Source organism: Pseudomonas sp. IT-P4, from assembly GCF_949767755.1.
In the GTDB taxonomy this organism is placed as follows: domain Bacteria; phylum Pseudomonadota; class Gammaproteobacteria; order Pseudomonadales; family Pseudomonadaceae; genus Aquipseudomonas; species Aquipseudomonas monachiensis.
This window is the reverse complement of sequence record NZ_CATKPX010000047.1, coordinates 1-24,836: the sequence shown is the minus strand read 5'-3', so window position 1 is coordinate 24,836 and position 24,836 is coordinate 1. Positions and strand designations below refer to the sequence as shown.

Sequence of the window (24,836 nt, the reverse complement as noted above, 5' to 3'; positions counted from 1 at the left end):
TTCGGCCGGGTTTTTTGTGCCCAACTGGCAATCCCTTGTAGGAGCTGCCGAAGGCTCGGTCCGCGCTCGGGCGATCTTTTGATCCAGATTTTTTAAGATCAAAAGATCGCAGCCTTCGGCAGCTCCTACCTATAGGCCTATTTCAGGGGCAACACCCCGACTCCAGATTCTTCAGAATCGGGCAATCCGGCCGATGATCGCCATGGCAGTGCTCGACCAGGTCCTGCAAGGTGTCGCGCAACTGGCCCAACTCGCGGATCTTTTGGTTCAACTCGTCGATGTGCTGGCGGGCCAACGCTTTCACATCGGCGCTGGCGCGCTGGCGGTCTTGCCAGAGGGTCAGCAACTTGCCGACTTCTTCCAGGGAAAACCCCAGGTCCCGCGAGCGCTTGATGAACGCCAGGGTGTGCAGGTCGTCATCGCCGTATACCCGGTAGCCGCTGTCGGTGCGATGGGCTGCCTTGAGCAGGCCGATGGATTCGTAATAACGGATCATCTTTGCACTCAGGCCGCTGTGGCGGGCCGCTTGGCCGATGTTCATCGGTTGTCCTCCAGGTCCTTGGGTTTCCAGGTTTTCAACAGTAGCGCATTGCTCACCACGCTGACGCTCGACAACGCCATGGCCGCACCGGCCAGCACTGGATTGAGGAAGCCGAACGCCGCCAGCGGAATGCCGATCAGGTTATAGACGAAGGCCCAGAACAGGTTCTGCCGGATCTTGGCGTAGGTCTTGCGGCTGATCTCCAATGCGGCCGGCACCAGTCGCGGATCGCCGCGCATCAGGGTGATGCCGGCCGCGTGCATGGCGACGTCGGTGCCACCCCCCATGGCGATGCCGATGTCGGCCGCGGCCAGTGCCGGGGCGTCGTTGATGCCGTCGCCGACCATTGCCACCACGCCGGTTTGTTTCAGCGCGGCGACTGTGGCGGCTTTGTCTGCCGGCAGCACTTCGGCATGCACATCCTGGATGCCCAGCGCCTCGGCGACCGCCTTGGCGCTGCCACGATTGTCGCCGGTCAGCAGGTGGCTGCTGATGTTCCGTGCGTTCAGTTGTTGCACCGCTTGCAGCGCGCCGGGCTTGAGGGTGTCACCGAAGGCGAACAGGCCCAGCACCTGTGGTTCGGGGGATTGTTCGATCAGCCAGGACAAGGTCCGGCCTTCGCTTTCCCACGCGGTCGCCGAGTCGGCCAATGGCCCTGCATGCAAGCCGCTGTCTTCCAGCAGGCGCCGATTGCCCAGCGCCAGGCGACGCCCATCGAGGTTGCCGGCGATACCACGACCGGTCAGGGACTGGCTGTCGCTGACATCGGCCACCTTCAATCCACGCTCGGCACAGGCATCCAGAACAGCCTTGGCCAGCGGGTGCTCACTGCCGCGTTGCAGGGCGCCGGCCAATTGCAGCAGGCTCGCCTCATTCCCGTCGATGGCACTCAGATGAGCAATGCGCGGGGCGCCGGAGGTCAGGGTGCCGGTCTTGTCGAACACCACCGCGCTGACTTCATGGGCACGCTCCAGTGCTTCGGCATCTTTGATCAAAATCCCGTGGCGCGCCGCCACGCCGGTTCCCGCCATGATCGCCGTCGGCGTGGCCAGGCCCAGGGCGCACGGGCAGGCGATCACCAGCACCGCCACGGCATTGATCAGCGCGGTCTCCATCGGCGCGCCGTACAGCCACCAGCCGATCAGGGTGGCCAGGGCAATCAGCAGCACGGTGGGCACGAATACCTGGCTGACTTTATCCACCAGTTTCTGGATCGGCGCTTTTGCGGCCTGTGCGTCTTCCACCAGACGGATGATCCGCGCCAGTACGGTTTCCGCACCGAGGGCCTGGGTGCGCACCAGCAACCGGCCTTCACCGTTGATCGCGCCACCGGTGACTTTGTCGCCGGGCTGCTTGGGCACCGGCAGGCTCTCGCCGCTGATCAGGGCCTCATCGGCGTGGCTCTGGCCTTCAACCACTTCGCCGTCCACCGGGAAGCGTTCGCCGGGTTTGACCATCACCAGGTCATTGAGGCGCAGGGCGCTGATGGCGACGTCTTGCTCGTGGCCATCGGTCACCCGAATCGCCCGTTCCGGGCGCAAGGCTTCGAGGGCTCGGATGGCGCTGGCGGTCTGGCGCTTGGCGCGGCTTTCCAGGTACTTGCCCAGCAGCACCAGGGCAATCACCACCGCCGAGGCTTCGAAATAAAGATGCGGCATGCGCCCGGCGGCGGTGGCCCATTCGTACAGGCTCAAGCCATAACCGGCGCTGGTACCCAGGGCCACCAGCAGGTCCATGTTGCCGGCTCCGGCGCGCACGGCTTTCCAGGCGGCGACGTAGAACCGCGCTCCGAAGATAAATTGCACCGGCGTGGCCAAGGCGAATTGCGCCCAGGCCGGGAGCATCCAGTGCACACCGAATGGCTGCAGCAGCATCGGCAATACCAGTGGCAAGGCGAGGGCAAAGGCGATGATCAAGGCCAGGCGTTCGCGGTGCAGGCGCTGTTGCTGATTGTCGGTTGGCGGGTGTTCGGCTTCCCAGATGCTGGCGCTGTAGCCAGCCATTGTCACAGCGGCGATCAAGGTCTGCGGATCGACCTGGCCGAGCAGTTCAAGGTGGGCGCGTTCGTTGGCCAGGTTGACGCTGACGCTTTTCACACCGGCCACCTTGCCCAGCGCACGTTCGACCCGACCGACGCAGGACGCGCAGGTCATGCCGTCGATGCTCAGTTCCAGGCTCTGTTGCGGCACGCTGTAGCCGGCCTTGGCCACGGCATCCATCAGGGCCGGCAAGCTGTCGCTGGGTGCCTGGACCCGCGCCTGCTCAGTGGCGAGGTTGACGCTGACGGCACTGGCGCCAATGACTTTGCTCAAGGCGCGCTCGACCCGCCCGGCGCAGCTGGCGCAGGTCATGCCGGCAATCGGCAGGTTGAACGTGGTGGATTCGGACATCGGTCGCACTCCCTGTAGTAGATGACCACAGGATCAACCTTGCCATGCTGGCAAGGTCAAGTGCCATGATTCAGATCAAGCCGCCGCTCAGTAGCCGAGACCGGTGCGCTTGAGGTACATCCCTTCCTGCGTCATCGCGATCCGGTACTTGAGCACATCCCCGGCCTTGAGCTGGATATCCTGTGAGCCCGGAGCGAGCATGCCCGGATTGCAACCCGGCATCTGACCCGGAAGCAACTTGAGGCGCAGCGAGACGATGCCCGGCGGCAGGTTGAACGAGGTGCTCTGTTCCTGAAACAGTCGTGCCGCCAGTTGATCCTGGATGTACACACCGATCTCGCAGCTGGTCGCGACTTCCAGTCGCTCGCGGGAAATGATCAGCACGCCATAATCCTGAGCGGCATTGACCGAAGGCATGGCGGCGAAAAGGCTGAGAAAGCCAAACAGGCTGAAAACTGACCAGCGCATGGCTGAATCTCCTGAGTTCGAGTCATTGATGGACGCAGCTTGGCCGAGCGTCGCGCCGATTGCCAGCCCGGCAGCTAACTTCAGAACTTGACCTTGCCATGGTGGCAAGCTCGAAACTGGGCTCAACCCTCGGAAAAGGAGTCATCCCATGCAAGTGTTCAACGTTGAAGGCATGTCTTGTGGTCACTGCGTCAAGGCCATTACCCAGGCAGTCCAGGCTAAAGACCCTGCGGCCAGTGTGCGGGTCGATCTGGCGGCCAGGGAGGTCGGTGTCGAAAGTGCGCTGACCGCCGAACAGGTGATCGAGGCGATCAGTGAAGAGGGTTACGGCGTCAAACTGGCCTGAATTTGATAGTTAGCGAGCTACCGGAATGTTCAAGGCGTCCATGCGCGGCTAGACTGTCGGGCTGCCGACCTCTGCCCCACTGGATGCCTGATGAACTTTCGTACCATTCTGATTCTCGGCGCCTTGAGCGCTTTCGGTCCGCTGGCGATCGATTTCTACCTTCCGGCCTTCCCGGCCATGGCCCAGGCTTTCGGGACGGACGAAAATCACGTTCAGATGACGTTGGCGGTGTACTTCCTCGGCTTGTCCATCGGTCAGTTGGCCTATGGCCCGGTGGCGGATCGTTTCGGGCGACGCATTCCGTTGCTCATCGGTGTCGGCCTGTTCACCGCTGCATCCGTGGCGTGTGCCTATGCACCAAGCCTGGAATGGCTGATCGGCGCGCGTTTCATCCAGGCGTTGGGCGGCTGCGCGGGGATGGTGATATCCCGGGCGGTGGTCAGCGACAAGTGTGATGCGGTAGGGTCGGCGAAAGTCTTTTCGCAGCTGATGCTGGTGATGGGGCTTGCCCCCATCCTCGCGCCATTGCTGGGTGGGTTGTTGGTCAACACCACAGGCTGGCAGTCGATCTTCCTGGCCTTGACCGGTTTCAGTGCGCTGGCGGGGCTGGCGGTTGCGACGGGATTGCCGGAAAGCATGCCGGCCCACATGCCGCGTCAACCGTTGTCGGGTGCGCTGCGTCAGTACGGCCGGTTGTTGGCTGACCCGATATTTCTTGGCCATGCCCTGACCGGAGGCATCGCCATCGCCGGGATGTTTGCCTACATCGCCGGTTCACCGTTCGTGTTCATCAAACTCTATGGCGTCCCGGCGGAACATTTCGGCTGGCTGTTCGGCATCAATGCGGCGGGCTTCATTCTGGTGGCGCAGGTCAACGCCCGCTTGCTGGCCAAACGTGGCCCGGCGTTTTTGCTGGCGCGTGCCGTGTGGGTTTACCTGGCGGCCGGACTGACGCTGTTCGCGATCAGCTCCCTGCACACCGCTCAACTGTGGCCGGTGTTGCTCCCGTTGTTCGTCTGCATTGCCAGCCTCGGCTGCATCCTGCCCAACGCCTCGGCCTGTGCGATGAACGGGCAGGGCGCACGGGCCGGCAGCGCGTCGGCGCTGCTCGGTTGCCTGCAATTCAGCGTGGCTGCCGGCGCCTCCGCACTGGTGGGCGTGCTGCACGACGGCAGCGCCGTGCCAATGGCCATGGTCATCAGCCTGTGTGGAATTCTGGTGGTGAGCGCAGCGGTGCTCACCCGGCGGTTGCAAAATGCCCGGGCGCTGGCGCGAGCCCAGGTTTGAGGCCGGAGTCAGCCGGCTGCACGCTGCGCAAGGAGGACGGGAATCTGGTGAGGGGCCTGGATGCGGGCTTCAAGGGTGCGCGTGAAAGCGCGCGCTTCTGCTTCGCTGCGGAACGTCACAGCATGTTGGTCTAAGCGAACTTGCCATTGGGATTTTGCCAGTTCTTTTATCAGGATCTTCATAGCCGAACTCCTCTCGCAAAAGATGTCTCGTAAAAGAATGCCTCGCAGGAGATTCGATTGTAGTCCCGTATACGGTCACCATTGTGACAAGGATCAACTGTCTGACTGACGGTTTGTAACTAAAAAAAACGCGGCTTTTTCGAGGGGCCACAGAGGCTGCCTGCGACCGGGATTGCCCGGTCGCAGGCGGAAAACAGCGGAAAGCGATGAAATCAGCGGTGGTTTTTTTCAGCGCTTCAGAATCCTTCCAGCACAATCTTGCCCTTGGCCTTGCCGCTTTCCAGCAGGGCATGGGCCCGGCGCAGATTGGCCGCGTTGATCGTCCCGAAGTGTTCGCCAACCGTGGTTTTCAATGTCCCGGTATCGATCAACCCGGCGACGCGATTGAGCAGGTTGTGCTGCTCGATCATGTCCGCGGTTTCAAACAGCGAACGGGTGTACATGAACTCCCAGTGCAGTGACAGGCTCTTGCGCTTGAGCTTGGTCACGTCCAGCGACTTGGGATCATCGATCAGCGCCAGTTTGCCTTGGGGTGCCAGAGCCTCGATCAGTTGGTCCAGGTGCTGGTCGGTTTGCGTCAGGCTGGCGACGTGGGTGACCTGATCCACACCGGCATGCTTGAGTGCTTCGCTCAGTGGCTGGCTGTGGTCGATCACCAGGTCGGCGCCCAGCTCTTTTACCCAGCTTTGGGTTTGCGCACGCGAAGCGCTGCCGATGACTGTCAGGGCCGTCAGTTGGTGAGCCAGTTGCGTAAGAATCGAGCCCACGCCACCCGCCGCGCCGACGATCAACAGGCTCTGGCCTTCATCGGTTTTGCCTTCGGCTACCTGCAAGCGCTCGAACAACAGTTCCCAGGCAGTGATCGCGGTGAGCGGCAGGGCAGCGGCTTCGGCGAATCCGAGGGTCTTCGGCATGTGGCCGACGATGCGCTCGTCCACCACATGCAACTCGCTGTTGCCGCCCGCACGGGCGATGGAGCCGGCGTAGAACACCTTGTCGTCGACCTTGAACAGCGTCACTTCACTGCCCACGGCCTTGACCACACCGGCCACGTCCCAACCCAGCACCTTGGCCGCGCCGCCCTCAGGCTGGACGTTCTGGCGCACCTTGGTGTCCACCGGGTTGACCGAGATGGCCTTGACTTCCACCAGCAAGTCGCGGGGGCCGGCGACCGGCTCCGGCAGTTCGATGTCTTGCAGCGCCTGGTCGTCACTGATCGGCAACGAGGCGTAGTAGGCAATGGCTTTCATGGGCGGCTCCGGAACACTGATAAAGAAGAGATTCGATGGGACAGATGATTGGCTATTTCTACTGAAGATAAAACCGGCTAAAAGAGCAGTCTCTTTCAATATTTTTTTGATAATCGGAGCTCTGATGCTGCGTTTCGATGACTTGCAGTTGTTTGTCCGGGCGGCGGACCTGGGCAGTCTGTCCGCCGCTGCGCGGGGCATGGACATGTCGGCGGCGGTGGCCAGCGCGGCGCTCAAGCGCATCGAACAACAACTCGGCGCCCGATTGTTGGCCCGCTCGACCCGCAGCCTGCGCCTGACCGCCGAAGGCGAGGGCTTTCTCGAATATGCCCGCGCGGCCCTGAGCAATCTCGACGAGGGTCGGCGATTGCTGGCCAGTGGTCAGGACCAGGTCAGCGGGGTGCTGCAACTGTCGGCGCCATCGGACTTTGGCCGCAACCTGCTGCTGCCCTGGCTCGACGAGTTTCAACGCGAGCATCCGAAACTCACCGTGCGCCTGCTGCTGGGGGACCGCATCGCCGACCTGTTCCGCCAACCGGTAGACATTGCCCTGCGTTACGGAGAACCAGAGGACTCCAGCCTGGTGGCGCTGCCCATCGCCCCGCAGAACCGCCGGGTGTTGTGCGCCGCTCCCGGCTATCTGGCCCGGCATGGCGAGCCGCGGCATCTGGAGCAACTGGCACAGCACAATTGCCTGTTGTACATGCTCGGCAGCCGGGTCCACGATCACTGGAGTTTTCACGACGGCAAGCGCGAAGTCAGCCTGACCGTCAGCGGCGATCGTTTCAGTGACGATGCCGATGTCGTGCGCCTTTGGGCCGTGGCAGGTGCCGGGATCGCTTACAAGTCCTGGCTCGATGTGGCCGCCGATGTACTGGCCGGCCGCTTGAAGGTGCTGATGCCGGAACTGCTCTGTGAGCGCGCACCGTTGAATCTGTTGTGCGCCCATCGCGCACAGTTGAGTAAGCCGGTGAACCTGTTGCGTGAAATGCTTGCCGGACGATGCGCCCTTTTGAGTAGTCAATTTCCGGGCTTATCGGATATCGATCATTAGTCGCACGAAAAAAGAGAAATTTCCCTCAGGAACGATCACCACCTACGCCGGGCGGAGGAAAGGATCCGCCGACCAACCCGCATATACTAGCGCCCTCATCATGTCAGTAGCGTCGATCCCCAATGGCGGGTCCACGTTCGAGTCGGCCCGGCTGAACGTCATCCTTCTGGCCTACGCAGCATCGACCAGGCAGCGCAAATGAGTGAGCAAGGCGTTGCCGGGCTTATGGCAGTTTCCACGGATTGGCCGACGACACATTACTGGTCAAGATTTCTCTGGGCAGTAGACGAAACGATTCAACAGGGAGTGAATACATGGAACATGCACCTTGCATCAGCCAGATCGCCACGTTGCTGGCTGACCCAAAGCGCAGCGCAATGATGTGGGCCTTGATGGACGGTTCGGCGCGAACAACCGAAGAGTTGGCATTGCTGGCCGGCCTGTCATCGTCGTCGGCCAGTGCACATTTGGGGCGTTTGTCGGCCGGAGGTCTGCTGAAGGTTGAAAACCGCGGCCGCAAACGCTTCTTCCGCCTGGCCGCTCCCGAGGTCGGGGCGGCAATCGAAGCACTGGCCAGCGCGACCTTCGCCAGCGCCCCCCAGGATATTCCGGACGTATTCAAGCGCAATGCGCCTCTGGTCAAACCCCGGGCGGTGCGTTCGCCATTGTTGAGTGCCCGACTGTGTGACGATCACATGGGAGGCACCCTGTCCGCCGATCTGTATCAGCGACTGCTGGAGGCTGGCTGGATCGAGCACTTCGATCAGCGGGTCACGGTCACCCTCAAGGGCGCGACGGAATTGGCGGCACGGGGAGTGTTCATCCAGGCGCTGACCCATCACAACGGCAGGGTTGCCTGCGCGTGCCCTGACTGGAGCGAAAGACGTCCGCACTTGGGTGGCTCGCTGGGCGCGGCATTGTTGCAGTTGTTCATGCAGTCGGGGTGGTTGAGCCTGCCCAACGATTCCCGAGCCTTGCAGGTGACGGCTTCCGGGCAACGCGAGATCTGTCGCTTTGCCCGGGAAACCGAGTTGGAGATGGCGCTTTAGTGCACCGTTGCGGGAGCGAATGTACTCACTCCCACGGGGCATTGGCGCCGAACCTTACGGTTTCACCAACCGCGCATCGAGGCTGTTCTGCGCCAGGCGCCTGGCCTGATCCTGGGTCATGCCCAGATGGGTGTGCAGTGCATGGAAGTTCTCGGTGACATAGCCACCGAAGTACGCCGGGTCATCGGAGTTCACGGTCACTTTCACGCCGCGTTCCAGCATGTCGAGGATGTTGTGCTGTGACATGTGATCGAACACGCAAAGCTTGGTGTTCGACAACGGGCACACGGTCAGCGGGATCTGCTCGTCGATGATTCGCTGCATCAGGCGTTCGTCTTCGATAGCGCGCACGCCATGGTCGATTCGCTGGATTTTCAGCAGGTCGATGGCTTCCCAGATGTACTCGGGCGGGCCTTCTTCACCGGCGTGGGCGACGGTCAGGAAGCCTTCGTGACGGGCACGGTCGAACACGCGCTGGAACTTGCTTGGCGGGTGGCCCATCTCGGAGCTGTCCAGGCCCACGGCGACGAACGCATCGCGAAACGGCAGCGCCTGGTCGAGGGTTTTCTGTGCTTCGTCTTCGCTCAGATGACGCAGGAAGCTCAGGATCAAGCCACTGGTGATGCCCAGTTGCTGCTCACCATCCTTGAGCGCGGCGGCGATGCCGTTGAGCACCACCTCGAACGGGATGCCACGGTCGGTATGGGTCTGCGGGTCGAAGAACGGTTCGGTGTGAATCACGTTCTGCTCCTTGCAGCGCAGCAGGTACGCCCAGGTCAGGTCATAGAAGTCCTGGGACGTGCGCAGCACATCGGCACCCCGGTAATACAGGTCGAGGAATTCCTGCAGGTTGTTGAAGGCATACGCCTTGCGCAAGGTTTCGACGTCGTTCCATGGCAAGGCAATCTTGTTGCGCTCGGCCAGGGCAAACAACAGCTCGGGCTCCAGCGAGCCTTCCAGGTGCAGGTGCAATTCTGCCTTGGGCAGGGCGTTCAGCCAGTTGTACATAATTCTTTTCTCATCAGGTGCAATGGTCGCCATTCTACAGAGGGTTGCCGCAACAATTGGTAAAACCTGACCAGGCGGTTCATCACACCGTTTCCAGTTCCCGTCGATAAGCGTAAGTATCGGCGAAGCGCGAGAGCAGGAACTCGGCGCAGGTGGTGGCCGGATATTTCGCCGGGTGCAATGCGTCCTGACAGCCGGGCAGGCAGTCGATGCGGGTGTCCGGGTGCGGTTCGGCGAAAAACGGCATCGAGTAACGATCCACGCCGAGGGGGCTGATCACCCGGTGCGGCGTCGACAGGTAACGGTCGTTGCTCCAGCGCGCCATCATGTCGCCGAGGTTGACCACGAACGTACCTTCGATCGGCGGTGCGTCGATCCATTCGCCTTTGACGTTGCGGACCTGCAAGCCACCGGCGGCGTCCTGATAGAGCAGGGTGATACAACCGTAGTCGGTGTGTGCCCCGGCACCTTGCTGCTCTTCGGAACTGGCGGTGTGGCGCGGCGGGTAATGAATCATCCGCAGTACGCTGACCGGGTCATTGAAACGTGTGTCGAAGAAATCGCGCTCAATCCCCAGCGCGATGGTCATGGCCCGCAACAGCGTTTGCGCCAGGGCTTGCATGTCGATGTAGTGCTGTTCCATCAACGCTTCCCAGCCGGGGATGGACGGATGGCGATTGGGCCCGCGCAAGGGTTTTTCCGCCAGTACGTCAGGGTGCCCGGCCGGCAGGTGCAGGCCCATGTCGAAGGTTTCCTTGAGGTCGCTGGGCTTGCTTGGGTCCAATTGCTCGGTGGCAATGGCGCCGTAACCGCGATGGTGACGGGTCTGGGTGATGTCGATCTTGAGCTTTTCGGCGGTGGGTTGGGCGAAGAAGCGCTTGGCATGGTCAAGCAGTTCGTCGATTCGCGCAGTGCTGATCGGGTGGCCCTTGATGTAGAAAAAGCCCCACTCGCGGCAGGCGAGGTCGATTTGCCCGGCCACGGCTGGCCAGGCGGATGGGTCCTCGCTGTAGAGCGGGGTGATGTCGATGATGGGGAGTTGGTTCATGCGCAGTCCTTAAGAACGCTGAAGATCCAATGTGGGAGCGGGCTTGCTCGCGAAAGCGGTGTGTCAGGCGACATCTATATCGACTGTGATGACGCCTTCGCGAGCAAGTCGGATCGCCGCACCGCCGCTCCCACAGGGGAGTTGTGCTGTGGCTGAGAACTTACTTCGGAATCTCGGCCTTCATGCCTTCCACGTAGTAATTCATCGACGCCAGTTCCGCCGTGGTCGCGCTCGCGCCCGCCGGGATTTTCTCGACCCCGGCCTGATCCTTGATCGGCCCGGTGAACAGTTGCAGCGCACCGCTCTTGATGTCGGCAATGAGCTGCTCGGCTTCGCTCTTTACCGACGCAGGCACCAGGTCGCTGATCGGCAGCTCAACGGTGCCTTCCTTCAAACCGCCCCAATAGTCCTGGGGTTTCCAGTCATGGTCGATCACGCTTTGGGTTGCCTGGACGTAGTGCGGGCCCCAGTCGTTGACGATGGAGGTCAGCACCGCTTTCGGCCCGAAGTGCGCCATGTCCGAAGCGTAGCCCACGGCATACACGCCGCGACGTTCGGCGGCCTGGATCGGCGCGGGGCTGTCGGTGTGCTGGAACACCACGTCCACGCCCTGGTCGATCAGCGCGTTGGCGGCGTCCGCTTCCTTGCCCGGATCGAACCACGAGTTGACCCACACCACCTTGATCTCGGTGCCGGGGTTGTACTTGTTCAGGGCCAGTTGGATGGCATTGATGTCGCGGATCACTTCCGGGATCGGGAACGAGGCGACGTAGCCGATTTTTTTGGTCTTGGTCATCTTCGCCGCGAGGAAGCCACCGACGTAGCGGCCCTCGTATGTCCGCGCCAGGTAAGTGCCGAGGTTCTTGTCCTGCTTGTAGCCGGTGGCGTGTTCGAAGGTCACCTTGGGAAACTGTTTGGCGACTTTCACGGTCGGGTTCATGTAGCCGAAGGAGGTGGTGAAGATCAGGTCGTATTTGTCCTTGGCCATGTTGCGGATCACTCGCTCGGCGTCGGCGCCTTCGGCGACGTTTTCCACGTAGTTGGTGGTGATCTGCGAGCCGAGTTTTTCCGCGAGTTCCTTGCGCCCCTGTTCATGCTGATACGTCCAGCCGTGGTCACCGATCGGACCGATATAGACGAAGCCGACTTTCAGCGGATCGGCGGCTGCGGCGGTCAGGCTGGCGCTCAAACCGATGGCTGCCGCAACGGCGCAAAGCAGCTTCTTCAACGGACGGTTGTGCATGAATTGGAACTCCATTTTGTTGTGAGGTTGGCTGGGCTCTCTGGCTTGCACAGGGCAATGCAAATTGCTGACCAACAAGACAACAAAACTTGAATCCGCGGTGATGCTATCGCGAGCAGGCTCGCGACAGGTCCTTGAAGTCCGATAACAGTGCATGTCCTTGCACGGTTGCCATCCACTGGTGCGCCAATCCGCAAAACCAATGTGGGAGCAAGCCCGCTCCCACATGTTTTACTCGGTGTTTGTCAGGTCCCTGCAATCAACTGTCGAGCCGCCTGGCTGTGGTCAGCAATCAAGCCTTTCAGATCCAGCCCTTCGACCTGCCCATCGATCACCCGCCACTTGCCGCCGACCATCACTCGATCCGCGCGATCAGCACCACACAACAGCAGCGCCGAGACCGGATCATGACTGCCGGAGAAGCGCAGTTCATCGAGCTTGAACATCGCCAGGTCGGCCTGCTTGCCCACCGCCAATTCGCCGATATCGGTACGGCCCAGCAGGCTTGCCGAACCCTTGGTCGCCCAGCCCAGCACGCGCTCCGGGGTGATCTTCTCGGCGCCGTAGCGCAGGCGCTGGATGTACAGGGCCTGGCGTGCTTCGAGCATCATGTTCGAGGCATCGTTGGACGCCGAACCGTCCACGCCCAAACCAAGCAAGGCACCGGCATCGGTCAATTCGATGCTCGGGCAGATGCCCGAAGCCAGGCGCATGTTCGAACTCGGGCAATGGCAAATGCCGGTGCCGGCGGCGCCGAGGCGGGCGATTTCGTCCGGGTTGAAATGGATGCCATGGGCCAGCCAGGTGCGCGGGCCGAGCCAGCCGACACTGTCCAGATAGTCCACGGTGCGCAGGCCGAAGCGTTGCAGGCAGAAATCCTCTTCGTCGAGGGTTTCTGCCAGGTGGGTGTGCAGGCGCACGTCGAGTTTGTTCGCCAGTTCGGCGCTGGCCGACATGATTTCCGGCGTCACCGAGAACGGCGAGCACGGTGCCAGGGCGATCTGGATTTGCGCGCCGTCACCGCGTTCGTGGTACTCGGCGATCAGGCGCTGGCTATCGGCGAGGATCACTTCGCCTTCCTGCACGGTCTGTTGCGGCGGCAAGCCACCGTCCTTTTCGCCGAGGCTCATGGAACCGCGGGTGAGCATGGCGCGCATGCCCAGCTCGCGAACGCTTTCGACTTGCACGTCGATCGCGTTTTCCAGACCTTCCGGGAACAGGTAGTGGTGGTCGGCGGCGGTGGTGCAACCGGACAGCAGTAATTCAGCCAACGCGACCTTGGTGGCGAGGGCGAGTTTTTCCGGGGTCAGGCGTGCCCAGACCGGGTACAGGGTTTTCAGCCACGGGAACAGCGGCTGATTGACCACCGGTGCCCAGGCGCGGGTCAGGGTTTGATAGAAGTGGTGATGGGTGTTGATCAGGCCCGGCAGGATCACATGTTCGCGGGCATCGAACACTTCATTGCACGGGGCGGACGGTTGTTGACCGGCGCCGAGTACTTCGACGATCAAACCGTCTTGCAGCACCAGGCCGCCACGGGCATCGAGACCGTTGGAGGTGAAAATGGCGAGGGGATTCTTTAACCAGGTACGGGTCGCAGGCATGTTGGCCGGCTCCTCTGAAAGTTGGGTTCAGGGTTGCCAGCTCAGTGTTGCCCTGTCTGCTGATCCAGGTTCGCCGGGGAGGCGAGGTGCGAAGTGTCGATCAAAACGCTCTGGCGGGCAAGCCCAACCCGACAGGACAACACCCCCCTGTGGGCGGCGGTGATTACCAGGGAATGGTTTCGCCCCGGTAATTGATGAAGTGATGCCCGCCCTTGCCGACATACGCATTCACCTGATCGACCAGGCCACGGGTGCTGGTTTCCACGTCGATGTCCGCGCCTTCACCCCCCATGTCGGTTTTCACCCAGCCCGGGTGCAGCGACAGCACGGTGAGCCCGGTTTCGCCCAGCTGAGTGACGAAGCTGTTGGTCATGGAATTCAGCGCCGCCTTGCTGGCCTTGTACAGGGCCAGTTCCGGCGCATCGGGCATGGTCACGCTGCCCAGCACCGAACTCATGAACGCCAGCACGCCGGTGTCCGGGCGGATCCGGTCGACAAAACGCTGGGCCAGGTTGATTGGCGCCACGGCGTTGGTGAAAAACAGCTGGCCGACTTCGGCCATTGTCGCGCCGCCGTTCGGCGTCTGGACCTCCGGCCCCTTGACCCCGGCATTGACGAACAACAGGTCAAACACATCGGCCTTGAGTTGTTGGCTCAGGGCGGACACTGCCTGCTGATCGTCCATGTCGAGCTTTTCGATCCGCACATCGCCCAGGGCCTGCAAGGCTTCGGCTTTTTGCGGGTCGCGCACGGTGGCGGTGACTTGCCACCCATCGGCCAGCAGGGTTTTCACCAGCCCGAGGCCAAGCCCCCGGGAGGCGCCGATGATGAGTGCGTTTTTTGCCTTGGACATGAGTGGTTTCCTTGAAAGGTCAGGATCGTGGATTCAATGGACACTGTTGCCCGAGCCGTTGTTGCAACTCTTCGCGCAGCGCGCCGAGTTCGGCCATGCGGGTTTCGATCAGTTTGAGTTTGTCTTGCAGCAGCTGCGTGACGGCGGTGTCCGGATCGGGCGATTGCCAGATTGTAGCGACGCTGTTGCCGATCTCGCCGAGGGTAAAGCCCAGTCGTTGAGCGGTCTTGATGTATTGCACCAGTTGCACCACGTCTGGCGGATAGTCGCGATACCCGTTGGCGCTGCGTTGTGCCGCAATCAATCCGCGCTGCTCGTAGAAGCGCAGCGTGTCGCGGCTGACGGCGCTGGCCTGGGCTAATTCACCGATGCGCATCATGACGTCTCGAGGGGGCTTGACCCTGGAGCATACTCCAGGCTTTAGCCTTGTTGCTCCCTGGATTGATGGAGCAATGTCGATGTGGACTACAACGCAATATCGCCGGTTGGTGCAAGGCAGTGCCTGGTATGACCTGATCGTGACGGTCGCGTTCGTCACGCCGTGGAGTTTTGCTGCGTTGCATGGTCTTTTGACGGGGGTGAGCCAGGCGCTGAGTTTGTCCGGTGAGCTGCCACCGTTCGAACCGGTGCATATGCTGATGGCGAATCTGCTGGGGTCGATTGTCTGCGTATGGGCGGTGCTGCGGATTCGTGATCCGCAGCAGGTTTATGGGCGCTATGACGCCGTGGCCAGGTTTCTGTTCTCGGCCTGGCAGGCTTATGCCCTGGTTCACGGCGCGAGTTCGATTCTGGTGGTTTTTCTGGTGTTTGAATTGGCATGGGGCATTGCTCAGGTGTTGCCAGTGCGGATGCCATCGCGAGCAAGCTCGCTCCCTCAAGGTTCTGCGGTGTGATCTGAATTGTTGCCATGCCAGCGATCCCTGTGGGAGCGGGCTTGCTCGCGAAGAGGCCAGACCAGACAACCACTAATGCCCAGCCTGCCACGGCTGCCCCAACGACACTGGCGCATACAACCGTGTGCGCAGCGCATCCCGTGACAGCAGCACCAGCACCACAATGGTCGCGACATACGGCAGCATCGCCAGCAGACTGGACGCAATCGCCAGCCCCAATCCCTGCGCCACCAGGTGCAGGATGCTGGCGAGCCCGAACAGGTAGGCGCCGAGCAGCAGGCGCCACACCCGCCAACTGGCGAACACCACCAGCGCCAGGGCAATCCAGCCACGCCCGGCGCTCATGTTCTCCGCCCACATTGGTGTGTAAGCCAGGGACAGATATGCCCCGGCCAACCCAGCCATCGCACCGCCGAACAACACCGCCAGCGTGCGCACAGCCAGCACCGGCAAGCCCATGGCGCTGGCCGCATCCGGGTTTTCCCCGACCGCCTGGATGATCAGCCCGGCGCGGCTTTTCAGAATCACCCAGGCCACCAGCGCAAACAGCGCGAACGACAGATACACCAACAGGTCCTGGGCAAACAGCATCCGCCCGATCAGCGGGATTTCACTCAGGTAGGGAATCGCCATCGGCTCGAACCCCGCCAGCGGTTTGCCGACCCACGCTGAGCCGACGAAGGTCGACAGGCCCACGCCGAAAATCGTCAGGGCCAGGCCGGTGGCCACCTGATTGGCGTTGAACACCAGCGCCACCAGGGCAAACAGCGATGACAACAGCATCCCGGCGAGCATCGCCAGCAACACGCCGAGCCACAGGTGGCCGGTGTTGAACGCGACGATGAAACCGATCACCGCGCCAAACAGCATCATGCCTTCCTGGCCGAGGTTGAGGACGCCGCTTTTCTCGCAGATCAGTTCCCCCAGCGCCACCAGCAGCAACGGCGTACCGCAGCGGACCATGGCGTAGAAAATATTGCTCAGCAGATCGATATCCATCACAGCGCTCCTGCTTGTACGGCGGTGGTTTGTGCGCGGCGGGTCCAGCGCAGGTTCAAGCGCGGTCGGTAGAGGATCAGCACATCACTGGCCAGCAGGAAAAACAGCATCATGCCCTGGAACAATTGTGTGATCGCTTGCGGCAGGTTCAGGCTCATTTGTGCGCTTTCGCCGCCGATGTACAGCAGCGCCATCAACAGGCTGGAAAACAATATGCCGACAGGATTCAGACGGCCGAGAAATGCCACGGTGATCGCCGCATAGCCGTAGCCCGGCGAGACCTGCGGCACCAGTTGGCCGATGGGGCCGGTAACTTCGCAAACACCGGCAAGCCCCGCCAGGCCGCCGCTGATCAACAGAGCGAGCCAGATCAGACGCTTCTGGCGAAAGCCGACGAAACCGGCGGCCCGCTTGTCCAGCCCGAGCACCTTGATCTGGAAACCGACAAAGCTTTTTTGCAACAACACCCACACGGTCACCAACACGAGCAGGGCGAAGTAAACCCCGGCGTGGCCCCGGCCATCTTCCATCAGCAGCGGCAAGCGGCTGGCGTCGCCGAACATCGCCGATTGCGGAAAATTGAAACCTTCCGGATCTTTCAGTGGCCCGTGCACGCAATACAACAAAAGGTTCAGGGCGATGTAATTGAGCATGATGCTGGTGAGGATCTCATTGGCGTTGAAGCGCGTGCGCAACCACGCCGTCAGCCCGGCCCACGCAGCTCCGGCCAAGGTGCCGGTGAGCAAGATCAGCACCAGCGCCCAGCGACTTTGCATGTCGACGATGTTCACTGCCAGCGCACTGCCGGCCAACGCACCGAGCAGCAGTTGACCTTCGGCACCGATGTTCCAGATGCGCGCCTGATAGGCGACGGCCAGGCCCAATGCGCAGAGCAGAATCGGCAGGGCTTTGACCAACAGTTCAGATACGCCATACAGGTCGCTGACCGGTGCAATCAGCAAGGTGTGCAAAGTCAACAGCGGGTCGTGCCCGAGCGCGATAAACAATAAGGATCCACAGCCCAGGGTCAGTGCAGCCGCCAGCAACGGCGAGCACCACAGCATCAGGCGCGATTGCTGGCCGCGGGGTTCAAGAGAAAGCAGCATGTGACACTCCGTTAACGCGGGGCGGATGCGAGTGATTGAGGGGCACTGAATTGGCCGGCCATCCAGCCGCCGACATCGCTCAGGCGGGTATCGACGGTAGCGTGGAGCGCCGACAGTCGACCGCCGCACAGGGCGCCAAGGCGGTCGCTGATCTGGAACAGTTCGTCGAGGTCTTCGGAGATCACCAGGATCGCCGCGCCGGCATCGCGCAAGGCAATCAAGGCGCGGTGAATGGTGGCGGCGGCGCCGACGTCCACGCCCCAGGTCGGGTGTGCGGCGACCAGCAGTTTCGGACGCTGAAGGATTTCCCGGCCAAGGATGAATTTCTGCAAATTGCCCCCGGACAGGCTGCGGGCTGGCGCCTGGCTATCGGGTGTCTTGACCCCGAAACGGCGGATGATTTCCTCGGCCAGTGCTTCGACTTTGCCGTGCCGGATCAGGCCGTTGCTCACCAATCCTTGCTGGAAAGCGGTCAGCAGCGCGTTGTCCGCCAGGCTCAGCTCCGGCACCGCACCATGACCCAGGCGTTCGGCGGGGACGAACGCCAGGCCGAGTTGGCGGCGAGCATCGGGACGCAAATGGGCGACTGGCTCCCGGCCAAAACTTATCGTCGCGCTGGCGTTGCGGGGCAACAGTTCTTCGCCGCTGAGCAGGGCCAGCAACTCATCCTGGCCATTGCCGGCGACACCGGCGATGCCGACAATTTCACCACGGCGCACTTCAAGGTCGATGTTGGCAAGCGAGCAGCCGAACGGGTCCGGGTTGTGCCAGGACAAGCCACGGACATCAAGGAACGCATCACCTCCGGTAGCCTTCGGATAGTCAGCGATCAACTCCGCGGCTTCACCGACCATCAAGCGCGCCAGTTGCTGATCCGAACACTCGGCCGGCACGCAATGCCCGGCCACCCGACCGCCTCGTAAAACCGTTGCACTGTGGCACAACGCGCGCACTTCCCCGAGCTTGTGGCTGATGAACAAAATGCTGCAGCCTTCGGCGGCGAGCCGGCGCAGGGTAACGAACAAGTCATCGGCCTCCTGCGGGGTCAGCACTGAAGTCGGTTCATCGAGAATCAACAGACGGATGTCCTGCATCAGGCAGCGAATGATTTCCACCCGTTGCCGTTCACCGATCGACAGGCTGTGGACAAGTCGCTCCGGTTCCAGCGCCATGCCATAGCGCCGGGACACTTCGCGAATCTTCGGCTCAAGCTGTCTGGGCGTGCCTGCCGCCGCGCCCATGGCCAGGGCGATGTTCTGCGCCACGCTCAGGGTCTCGAACAGCGAGAAATGCTGGAACACCATGCCGATTCCCAAACCCCGGGCCTGGGCCGGGTTGCGCAGGCTCACCCGCTGACCTTGCCAGATCACTTCGCCGGAATCGGCGTGGGTGACGCCGTAGATGATCTTCATCAGCGTGCTTTTTCCCGCGCCGTTTTCCCCGAGCAGGGCATGGATCTCGCCAGGGGCAATGGTCAGGTCGATGGCATCGTTGGCCTGGCAACCAGGGTAGCGTTTGCTGATTCTGCGCAGTTGCAGGCGCGGAACCGTATCGGGGATTGGAGCGTGATTGGGCATGACAGGCTCAGTGCTGTTGGATTTGTGCCTGTGGATAAAGCAATTTTCTGGCCATTAGGTCAGGAAAACCTCGAAGCCCTGCGAGTAGAGGCGTTGAGTACGCAGCTTGCGGATGCGCTACGCAGAGTCCGGCACCACATGGGGGCAATGGCGCAAATCAAGCCCCGATTTTGCTCGCGCGCTTTTGCTCAAAAAATGAGCAATCAACCACAAGCCATACCGTGCAGGGCGCCGAGACGGCCATGAACGGGTTATCCACAGATTGCTCCACAGTATTTGTGTGCAAGCTCAGAGCACGGGCATAAGCACTGAGTGGCTTTCTTCTAAAGGCGATAAACCGTTGTAACTGTTTGTTTTTATTTGAATTTGATGTGCTTGATGGCAGATTGGACGAAAATTGAGCAAAGTCCGCAAAGCCGCATGACAGAAGGGTTACAGCGGTATGTGCTCAGGTTATCCACAGCCGGGTGCACAGCAGATGTGGGCAAATATGGAATAAGTGAAAAGCCGGTGTGCCCCAAAAGATCGCAGCCTGTGATTCAGCGCTGTAACAGAATGCGCCCGCGACTCAAATCGGCCAGTTGTGACTGCAAGGTGTCGATCTGCGCATCGCCCACGGCCAACTGCAACTCGACACCATTGGCGGTGAAGCTTTCATCCACAACCAATCCACCTGCCTCTGCCACCCGCAGCTTGACCAGGGCCAGCTCGGCAAATCCGCACGCGCAACGCAGCGGAACCCGGCTGATCAGCTCGATCTTCGGCGCAGCTTGCAGGCATTTGTTTGCACCCCCGCCATAGGCCCGGGCGAGCCCCCCGGTGCCCAGTTGGATGCCGCCATACCAGCGAATCACCAGCACCGCGACCTGATCGCAATCCTGTGCCTCGATCGCTGCCAGAATCGGCCGGCCTGCCGTACCGCCGGGCTCGCCATCATCGGTGCTGCGATACTGATCGCCGAGTTTCCAGGCCCAGCAGTTGTGCGAGGCATTCAAGTCGCTGTGCTGTTCAATGAACGCCTGGGCCTCGGCCGGGCTGGAGATCGGCGCGGCGAAGGTCATGAAGCGGCTCTTGCGAATCTCTTCGCGGTAGTCGCAAAAACCGCTGAGGGTAAATGGCATAAGTGCTTAGATGGCAGGTTTCAGGCCGCAGCCCTTGAGAATGATGCGGATCAGGTTATCCCCGGCGTCTTCCATGTCCTGCTTGGTCAACCTGGAGCGCCCGGTGACGCGGCAGATCTGCGTGGCGAAGTCGGCGTAGTGCTGGGTGCTGCCCCACAACAGGAAGATCAGGTGTACCGGATCGACCGGGTCCATTTTACCGGCGTCGATCCACGCCTGGAATACGCCCGCACGCCCTTGGAACCAGGCGCGATAATCCTGGTTGAAGTACTCGGTCAGGCACTCGCCGCCGCTGATGACTTCCATGGCAAAAATTCGCGAGGCTTGCGGCTGGCGTCGGGAGAACTCCATTTTCGCGCGGATGTAGCGGGTCAAGGCTTCGCTCGGATCGTCCTCGGCGGTGAGGGTGTTGAAGGTACTGTCCCACAGCTCGATGATGTTGCTCAGCACCGCCACGTACAAACCAAGCTTGTTGGTGAAGTAGTAATGCAGGTTCGCCTTGGGCAGCCCGGCATTCTGGGCGATGGTGTTCATGCTCGTGCCTTTGTACCCGTGACGGGCGAACTCGTCTTCGGCGGCCTTGATGATGGTCTCTTCGTTTTTCTGACGAATGCGGCTGACGGGTTTTGCGCCGTGGGCAGGGACTTCAAAGGTCATAGGCACTTCCGAGAAGATGAGTGGGTGCGGCCAGTGCGTTGATAGCGCACCGGCAGGCTACAGACAAGTCTTTCAGCGCGTCGCCGCCAGACTCTCCAGAAAGCTTTCCAGCACAAGATGCGGGCGACGACCCTTGCGGGTGACCGATGCAAGGCTGAGATCATAGAAACGCGTTTTGGCTTTCAATGCGCGCAACCGGCCTTGCTGCACCCAAAGACTCGCGTAGTGATCCGGCAGGTAACCGATGTAGCGCCCGGTCAGGATCAGGAACGCCATGCCTTCGCGGTCCGAGGCGCTGGCGGTGCAGTTGAGTGCCTGGTAGTGAGCCTGGATTTCCGCCGGCAAACGGAAGGTGGGTGCGATGGCGTCCTGACTGTTCAGGCGTTCGTCGTCCAGTTGCTTGTCGTCGACATAAAACAGCGGGTGCCCGACTGCGCAGTACAACAGCGACCGCTCGCTATACAGCGGTTGATACTCCAGCCCCGACAGTGCGCTGGCCTGCGGTACCACGCCGACGTGCAGGCGACCGTCGAGCACGCCTTGTTCGACTTCATTGGGCGCGATCATGCGGATCTGGATCTGCACGTCCGGGCCGCGTTCTTTCAATTGCGCAAGGGCATGGGTGATGCGCATGTGGGGCAGGGTGACCAGGTTGTCCGTCAAGCCGATGATCAATTCGCCGCGCAAGTGTTGGTGCAGGCCATTGACCTCGGTGCGGAAGCTTTCCAGTGCACTTAACAGCTGCAACGCCGATTGATAGACCTCGCGGCCTTCTTCGGTCAGGGAAAACCCGGCACGTCCCCGTTGGCACAGGCGCAGACCGAGGCGCTGCTCCAGATCGCTCATCTGCTGGCTGATCGCCGAGCGCCCGATGCCCAGTACGGTTTCCGCCGCAGAGAAGCCGCCGCATTCCACCACGCTGCGGAAAATCCTCAGCAGGCGAATATCAAAGTCGCTGACCTGGGCCAGCGGATCGGGACGGCGAGTGCTCATGCGGGTTACTCAAAAGTTTAGTAATTGGCTGACTGAACATTAGAAGAGTTGCATTTCACAGACTTTATCTCCGTGGCAATTTAGCTGCAACAACGGTTTTCAATCATTACGCCGCTTATTGCCTTGCGAGGTTTTGCCCATGAACTTGCCTGAAAACGCCCCGACTTCCCTGGCCAGCCAGCTCAAGCTCGATGCTCACTGGATGCCTTACACCGCCAACCGCAACTTCCAGCGCGATCCACGGCTGATCGTTGGCGCCGAAGGCAGCTGGCTGATCGACGATAAGGGCCGCAAGGTATATGACTCGCTGTCCGGTCTGTGGACCTGTGGCGCCGGGCACACCCGCAAGGAAATCCAGGAAGCGGTCGCCAAGCAGCTGGGCACCCTCGATTACTCGCCAGCCTTCCAGTACGGTCATCCGCTGTCCTTCCAGCTGGCTGAAAAAATCACCGACCTGACCCCGGGCAACCTGAACCACGTGTTCTTCACCGACTCGGGCTCCGAGTGTGCTGACACTGCCGTGAAGATGGTCCGTGCCTACTGGCGCCTGAAGGGCCAGTCGACCAAGACCAAAATGATCGGCCGTGCCCGTGGTTACCACGGTGTGAACATCGCCGGCACCAGCCTCGGTGGCGTAAACGGCAACCGCAAGCTGTTCGGTCAGGCGATGATGGACGTCGATCACCTGCCGCACACTTTGCTGGCAAGCAACGCTTACTCCCGTGGCATGCCGGAGCAGGGTGGTATCGCCCTGGCTGACGAACTGCTGAAGTTGATCGAACTGCACGATGCGTCGAACATCGCGGCAGTCTTCGTCGAGCCATTGGCCGGTTCCGCTGGCGTGCTGGTTCCGCCTCAGGGTTACCTCAAGCGTCTGCGTGAAATCTGCGACCAGCACAATATCCTGCTGGTGTTCGACGAAGTGATCACCGGTTTCGGCCGTACCGGCACCATGTTCGGTGCTACCACCTTCGGTGTGACCCCGGACCTGATGTGCATCGCCAAGCAAGTCACCAACGGTGCGATCCCGATGGGCGCGGTGATCGCCAGCTCCGAGATCTACCAGACCTTCATGAATCAGCCGACGCCTGAATACGCGGTTGAATTCCCCCATGGCTACACCTATTCCGCGCACCCGGTGGCTTGTGCCGCTGGCCTGGCAGCACTCGACCTGCTGCAAAAGGAAAACCTGGTGCAGAGCGTGGCCGAAGTCGCGCCGCATTTCGAAAACGCGCTGCACGGTCTCAAGGGCACCAAGAACATCATCGACATCCGCAACTTCGGCCTGGCCGGCGCGATCCAGATCGCCCCTCGTGACGGCGATGCCATCGTGCGTCCGTTCGAAGCCGGCATGGCGCTGTGGAAAGCCGGCTTCTACGTACGCTTCGGCGGCGACACCCTGCAGTTCGGCCCAACCTTCAACAGCAAGCCGCAGGACCTGGATCGTCTGTTCGACGCGGTCGGCGAAGTGCTGAGCAAGATCGACTGATTTCTCCTTCTATATACCTACAAGCAACAGGTGCTCCGAAGCGAGCACCTGTGGACAACTTTTCAGGAGCTTCCATGAGCGTTATTCCGCATTTGATCAATGGCGAACTGGTGACCGAGAACGGTCGCGCGGTTGATGTGTTCAACCCGTCTACCGGCCAGGCTATCCACAAGCTGCCGCTGGCGACCCGCGAAACCATCCAGAGCGCTATCGACGCGGCCAAGGCTGCATTCCCGGCCTGGCGCAACACGCCGCCGGCCAAGCGTGCCCAAGTGATGTTCCGCTTCAAGCAACTGCTGGAGCAGAACGAAGCGCGCATCTCGCAATTGATCAGCGAAGAGCACGGCAAGACCCTGGAAGATGCTGCCGGTGAATTGAAGCGCGGCATCGAGAACGTCGAGTTCGCTTGCGCGGCTCCGGAAATCCTCAAGGGCGAGTACAGCCGTAACGTCGGCCCTAACATCGACGCCTGGTCGGACTTCCAGCCGCTGGGCGTGGTTGCCGGTATCACGCCGTTCAACTTCCCGGCCATGGTGCCGTTGTGGATGTACCCGCTGGCGATCGTCTGCGGCAACTGCTTCATCCTCAAGCCATCCGAGCGCGACCCGAGCTCGACGTTGCTGATCGCCCAGCTGCTGCTGGAGGCTGGTCTGCCGAAAGGCGTGCTGAGCGTGGTGCATGGTGACAAGACTGCGGTGGACGCATTGATCGAAGCGCCGGAAGTCAAAGCGCTGAGTTTCGTTGGTTCGACGCCGATTGCCGAATACATCTATTCCGAAGGCACCAAGCGCGGCAAGCGCGTCCAGGCCCTGGGCGGTGCGAAGAACCATGCGGTGCTGATGCCGGATGCGGATCTGGATAACGCTGTCAGCGCACTGATGGGCGCGGCCTACGGTTCCTGCGGCGAGCGTTGCATGGCGATCTCGGTAGCGGTGTGTGTGGGTGACCAGGTCGCGGATGCATTGGTGGCCAAACTGGTTCCGCAAATCAAGGCGCTGAAAATCGGTGCCGGTACCAACTGCGGCCTGGACATGGGCCCACTGGTGACTGGCCAGGCGCGGGACAAAGTCAGCGGTTATGTAGAAGACGGCGTAGCCGCCGGCGCGACACTGGTGGTGGACGGCCGTGGCCTGACCGTCGCTGGTCACGAGGAAGGCTTCTTCCTGGGTGGTTGCCTGTTCGACAACGTCACGCCAGAAATGCGCATCTATCAAGAAGAGATCTTCGGGCCGGTGCTGTGTGTTGTTCGGGTCAACAGCCTGGAAGAAGCCATGCAACTGATCAACGATCACGAATATGGCAACGGCACCTGCATCTTCACCCGTGACGGCGAAGCGGCGCGGTTGTTCTGCGACGAGATCGAAGTCGGCATGGTCGGTGTCAACGTACCGCTGCCGGTGCCGGTGGCTTATCACAGCTTTGGCGGCTGGAAGCGTTCGCTGTTCGGCGACCTGCACGCCTATGGCCCGGATGGCGTGCGTTTCTATACCCGCCGCAAGGCCATCACCCAGCGCTGGCCGCAGCGTGCGAGCCATGAAGCTTCGCAGTTCGCGTTCCCTAGCTTGTAAGTAGAAGGGTAAAGAAGGCCGGCCCTTGTGGCCGGCCTTCGCGTTTCTGGGGCTTTTTGAACTATATGACAGTTTTATGAAAATAGCTGTTGACGGCAGATTCTGGAGGC

The 24,836-nt window shown here is 61.3% G+C and carries 24 protein-coding genes; 7 read left to right on the top strand and 17 right to left on the bottom strand.

The features are described from left to right. Positions 1-142: 142 nt before the first annotated feature. The 3 genes from cueR to ACM6IT_RS20785 form a co-directional block, all read right to left on the bottom strand. Positions 143-541 (bottom strand): Cu(I)-responsive transcriptional regulator, encoded by a 399-nt coding sequence (gene cueR / locus ACM6IT_RS20795; RefSeq protein ID WP_414914286.1) that lies wholly within the window; start codon positions 539-541, stop codon positions 143-145. Continuing rightward, the gene (locus ACM6IT_RS20790) at positions 538-2,931 is read right to left on the bottom strand and encodes a heavy metal translocating P-type ATPase (protein ID WP_414918602.1); all 2,394 of its coding nucleotides are present in this window, start codon (positions 2,929-2,931) and stop codon (positions 538-540) included. Before ACM6IT_RS20790 ends, cueR begins: the two co-directional genes overlap by 4 nt. An 87-nt stretch (positions 2,932-3,018) precedes the next feature. Further along, positions 3,019-3,399, bottom strand: a complete 381-nt coding sequence (locus ACM6IT_RS20785) for a hypothetical protein (protein ID WP_414918601.1) — start codon at positions 3,397-3,399, stop codon at positions 3,019-3,021. 148 nt (positions 3,400-3,547) lie between these two features. On the opposite strand from ACM6IT_RS20785, the gene ACM6IT_RS20780 reads away from it, so the two are divergent. Then, positions 3,548-3,745 (top strand): cation transporter, encoded by a 198-nt coding sequence (locus ACM6IT_RS20780; protein ID WP_046043755.1) that lies wholly within the window; start codon positions 3,548-3,550, stop codon positions 3,743-3,745. A gap of 90 nt (positions 3,746-3,835) precedes the next feature. Next, positions 3,836-5,032 carry a multidrug effflux MFS transporter gene (locus ACM6IT_RS20775; RefSeq protein WP_414918600.1) on the top strand — a complete coding sequence of 399 codons (1,197 nt, stop codon included), beginning with the start codon at positions 3,836-3,838 and terminating at the stop codon, positions 5,030-5,032. A gap of 8 nt (positions 5,033-5,040) precedes the next feature. Here ACM6IT_RS20775 and ACM6IT_RS20770 read toward each other — a convergent pair whose 3' ends face one another. Both ACM6IT_RS20770 and ACM6IT_RS20765 read right to left on the bottom strand, forming a co-directional pair. Continuing rightward, on the bottom strand, positions 5,041-5,214 hold the full coding sequence (locus ACM6IT_RS20770) for a hypothetical protein (protein ID WP_008050343.1): 174 nt from the start codon (positions 5,212-5,214) through the stop codon (positions 5,041-5,043). A gap of 236 nt (positions 5,215-5,450) precedes the next feature. After that, entirely contained in the window at positions 5,451-6,464 is a 1,014-nt protein-coding gene (locus ACM6IT_RS20765; RefSeq protein WP_414918599.1) for a zinc-binding alcohol dehydrogenase family protein, read from the bottom strand. A 124-nt stretch (positions 6,465-6,588) separates the two neighbouring features. Between ACM6IT_RS20765 and ACM6IT_RS20760 the strand changes: the two genes are divergently transcribed. Together ACM6IT_RS20760 and ACM6IT_RS20755 are read left to right on the top strand one after the other, a co-directional pair. Further along, a complete protein-coding gene (locus ACM6IT_RS20760; RefSeq protein WP_056725223.1) occupies positions 6,589-7,518 on the top strand; it encodes a LysR family transcriptional regulator in 930 nt (309 codons plus the stop codon). 314 nt (positions 7,519-7,832) lie between these two features. Then, positions 7,833-8,567 carry a helix-turn-helix domain-containing protein gene (locus tag ACM6IT_RS20755; protein WP_056725222.1) on the top strand — a complete coding sequence of 245 codons (735 nt, stop codon included), beginning with the start codon at positions 7,833-7,835 and terminating at the stop codon, positions 8,565-8,567. 54 nt (positions 8,568-8,621) lie between these two features. Here ACM6IT_RS20755 and ACM6IT_RS20750 read toward each other — a convergent pair whose 3' ends face one another. From ACM6IT_RS20750 to ACM6IT_RS20725, 6 genes are all read right to left on the bottom strand, one after another. Continuing rightward, positions 8,622-9,575: an adenosine deaminase gene (locus ACM6IT_RS20750; protein ID WP_414918598.1), complete on the bottom strand. Its 954-nt coding sequence runs from the start codon at positions 9,573-9,575 to the stop codon at positions 8,622-8,624. A gap of 82 nt (positions 9,576-9,657) precedes the next feature. Further along, entirely contained in the window at positions 9,658-10,623 is a 966-nt protein-coding gene (locus ACM6IT_RS20745; protein ID WP_414918597.1) for an isopenicillin N synthase family dioxygenase, read from the bottom strand. A gap of 160 nt (positions 10,624-10,783) precedes the next feature. Beyond that, positions 10,784-11,866 (bottom strand): BMP family ABC transporter substrate-binding protein, encoded by a 1,083-nt coding sequence (locus ACM6IT_RS20740; RefSeq protein ID WP_056725220.1) that lies wholly within the window; start codon positions 11,864-11,866, stop codon positions 10,784-10,786. Between the two features lie 245 nt (positions 11,867-12,111). After that, the gene (locus ACM6IT_RS20735) at positions 12,112-13,470 is read right to left on the bottom strand and encodes an 8-oxoguanine deaminase (protein ID WP_008050330.1); all 1,359 of its coding nucleotides are present in this window, start codon (positions 13,468-13,470) and stop codon (positions 12,112-12,114) included. Positions 13,471-13,633: 163 nt separating this feature from the next. Beyond that, positions 13,634-14,323: an SDR family oxidoreductase gene (locus ACM6IT_RS20730; protein WP_414918596.1), complete on the bottom strand. Its 690-nt coding sequence runs from the start codon at positions 14,321-14,323 to the stop codon at positions 13,634-13,636. Positions 14,324-14,342: 19 nt separating this feature from the next. After that, the gene (locus ACM6IT_RS20725) at positions 14,343-14,699 is read right to left on the bottom strand and encodes a MerR family transcriptional regulator (protein ID WP_414918603.1); all 357 of its coding nucleotides are present in this window, start codon (positions 14,697-14,699) and stop codon (positions 14,343-14,345) included. A gap of 82 nt (positions 14,700-14,781) precedes the next feature. Between ACM6IT_RS20725 and ACM6IT_RS20720 the strand changes: the two genes are divergently transcribed. Beyond that, positions 14,782-15,216, top strand: coding sequence for a hypothetical protein (locus tag ACM6IT_RS20720; RefSeq protein ID WP_414918595.1), 435 nt, complete (start codon positions 14,782-14,784; stop codon positions 15,214-15,216). 72 nt (positions 15,217-15,288) lie between these two features. Here the strand turns inward: ACM6IT_RS20720 and ACM6IT_RS20715 are convergent, their stop codons facing one another. The 6 genes from ACM6IT_RS20715 to ACM6IT_RS20690 form a co-directional block, all read right to left on the bottom strand. Then, positions 15,289-16,215, bottom strand: a complete 927-nt coding sequence (locus ACM6IT_RS20715) for an ABC transporter permease (RefSeq protein WP_056725217.1) — start codon at positions 16,213-16,215, stop codon at positions 15,289-15,291. Continuing rightward, complete coding sequence (locus tag ACM6IT_RS20710) at positions 16,215-17,321, bottom strand: ABC transporter permease (protein WP_414918594.1); 1,107 nt, start codon at positions 17,319-17,321, stop codon at positions 16,215-16,217. Before ACM6IT_RS20710 ends, ACM6IT_RS20715 begins: the two co-directional genes overlap by 1 nt. 11 nt (positions 17,322-17,332) lie before the next feature. Then, the gene (locus tag ACM6IT_RS20705) at positions 17,333-18,898 is read right to left on the bottom strand and encodes an ABC transporter ATP-binding protein (protein WP_414918593.1); all 1,566 of its coding nucleotides are present in this window, start codon (positions 18,896-18,898) and stop codon (positions 17,333-17,335) included. A 539-nt stretch (positions 18,899-19,437) separates the two neighbouring features. After that, complete coding sequence (locus ACM6IT_RS20700; protein WP_414918592.1) at positions 19,438-20,019, bottom strand: IMPACT family protein; 582 nt, start codon at positions 20,017-20,019, stop codon at positions 19,438-19,440. Between the two features lie 6 nt (positions 20,020-20,025). Further along, positions 20,026-20,676, bottom strand: a complete 651-nt coding sequence (locus ACM6IT_RS20695) for a TetR/AcrR family transcriptional regulator (RefSeq protein ID WP_414918591.1) — start codon at positions 20,674-20,676, stop codon at positions 20,026-20,028. A 72-nt stretch (positions 20,677-20,748) separates the two neighbouring features. Next, positions 20,749-21,669: a LysR family transcriptional regulator gene (locus ACM6IT_RS20690; protein WP_007971880.1), complete on the bottom strand. Its 921-nt coding sequence runs from the start codon at positions 21,667-21,669 to the stop codon at positions 20,749-20,751. A gap of 139 nt (positions 21,670-21,808) precedes the next feature. Here ACM6IT_RS20690 and ACM6IT_RS20685 point away from each other — a divergent pair, with 139 nt between their 5' ends. Next, positions 21,809-23,158 carry an aspartate aminotransferase family protein gene (locus ACM6IT_RS20685; RefSeq protein ID WP_056725210.1) on the top strand — a complete coding sequence of 450 codons (1,350 nt, stop codon included), beginning with the start codon at positions 21,809-21,811 and terminating at the stop codon, positions 23,156-23,158. A 74-nt stretch (positions 23,159-23,232) separates the two neighbouring features. Further along, a complete protein-coding gene (locus ACM6IT_RS20680) occupies positions 23,233-24,726 on the top strand; it encodes a CoA-acylating methylmalonate-semialdehyde dehydrogenase (RefSeq protein WP_414914293.1) in 1,494 nt (497 codons plus the stop codon). Positions 24,727-24,836 lie beyond the last annotated feature (110 nt).

Coding starts and splice junctions, on each gene's coding strand:
- cueR (WP_414914286.1), bottom strand. CDS start 541: ATGAACATCGGCCAAGCGGCCCGCCACAGCGGCCTGAGTGCAAAGATG.
- ACM6IT_RS20790 (WP_414918602.1), bottom strand. CDS start 2,931: ATGTCCGAATCCACCACGTTCAACCTGCCGATTGCCGGCATGACCTGC.
- ACM6IT_RS20785 (WP_414918601.1), bottom strand. CDS start 3,399: ATGCGCTGGTCAGTTTTCAGCCTGTTTGGCTTTCTCAGCCTTTTCGCC.
- ACM6IT_RS20780 (WP_046043755.1), top strand. CDS start 3,548: ATGCAAGTGTTCAACGTTGAAGGCATGTCTTGTGGTCACTGCGTCAAG.
- ACM6IT_RS20775 (WP_414918600.1), top strand. CDS start 3,836: ATGAACTTTCGTACCATTCTGATTCTCGGCGCCTTGAGCGCTTTCGGT.
- ACM6IT_RS20770 (WP_008050343.1), bottom strand. CDS start 5,214: ATGAAGATCCTGATAAAAGAACTGGCAAAATCCCAATGGCAAGTTCGC.
- ACM6IT_RS20765 (WP_414918599.1), bottom strand. CDS start 6,464: ATGAAAGCCATTGCCTACTACGCCTCGTTGCCGATCAGTGACGACCAG.
- ACM6IT_RS20760 (WP_056725223.1), top strand. CDS start 6,589: ATGCTGCGTTTCGATGACTTGCAGTTGTTTGTCCGGGCGGCGGACCTG.
- ACM6IT_RS20755 (WP_056725222.1), top strand. CDS start 7,833: ATGGAACATGCACCTTGCATCAGCCAGATCGCCACGTTGCTGGCTGAC.
- ACM6IT_RS20750 (WP_414918598.1), bottom strand. CDS start 9,575: ATGTACAACTGGCTGAACGCCCTGCCCAAGGCAGAATTGCACCTGCAC.
- ACM6IT_RS20745 (WP_414918597.1), bottom strand. CDS start 10,623: ATGAACCAACTCCCCATCATCGACATCACCCCGCTCTACAGCGAGGAC.
- ACM6IT_RS20740 (WP_056725220.1), bottom strand. CDS start 11,866: ATGCACAACCGTCCGTTGAAGAAGCTGCTTTGCGCCGTTGCGGCAGCC.
- ACM6IT_RS20735 (WP_008050330.1), bottom strand. CDS start 13,470: ATGCCTGCGACCCGTACCTGGTTAAAGAATCCCCTCGCCATTTTCACC.
- ACM6IT_RS20730 (WP_414918596.1), bottom strand. CDS start 14,323: ATGTCCAAGGCAAAAAACGCACTCATCATCGGCGCCTCCCGGGGGCTT.
- ACM6IT_RS20725 (WP_414918603.1), bottom strand. CDS start 14,699: ATGCGCATCGGTGAATTAGCCCAGGCCAGCGCCGTCAGCCGCGACACG.
- ACM6IT_RS20720 (WP_414918595.1), top strand. CDS start 14,782: ATGTGGACTACAACGCAATATCGCCGGTTGGTGCAAGGCAGTGCCTGG.
- ACM6IT_RS20715 (WP_056725217.1), bottom strand. CDS start 16,215: ATGGATATCGATCTGCTGAGCAATATTTTCTACGCCATGGTCCGCTGC.
- ACM6IT_RS20710 (WP_414918594.1), bottom strand. CDS start 17,321: ATGCTGCTTTCTCTTGAACCCCGCGGCCAGCAATCGCGCCTGATGCTG.
- ACM6IT_RS20705 (WP_414918593.1), bottom strand. CDS start 18,898: ATGCCCAATCACGCTCCAATCCCCGATACGGTTCCGCGCCTGCAACTG.
- ACM6IT_RS20700 (WP_414918592.1), bottom strand. CDS start 20,019: ATGCCATTTACCCTCAGCGGTTTTTGCGACTACCGCGAAGAGATTCGC.
- ACM6IT_RS20695 (WP_414918591.1), bottom strand. CDS start 20,676: ATGACCTTTGAAGTCCCTGCCCACGGCGCAAAACCCGTCAGCCGCATT.
- ACM6IT_RS20690 (WP_007971880.1), bottom strand. CDS start 21,669: ATGAGCACTCGCCGTCCCGATCCGCTGGCCCAGGTCAGCGACTTTGAT.
- ACM6IT_RS20685 (WP_056725210.1), top strand. CDS start 21,809: ATGAACTTGCCTGAAAACGCCCCGACTTCCCTGGCCAGCCAGCTCAAG.
- ACM6IT_RS20680 (WP_414914293.1), top strand. CDS start 23,233: ATGAGCGTTATTCCGCATTTGATCAATGGCGAACTGGTGACCGAGAAC.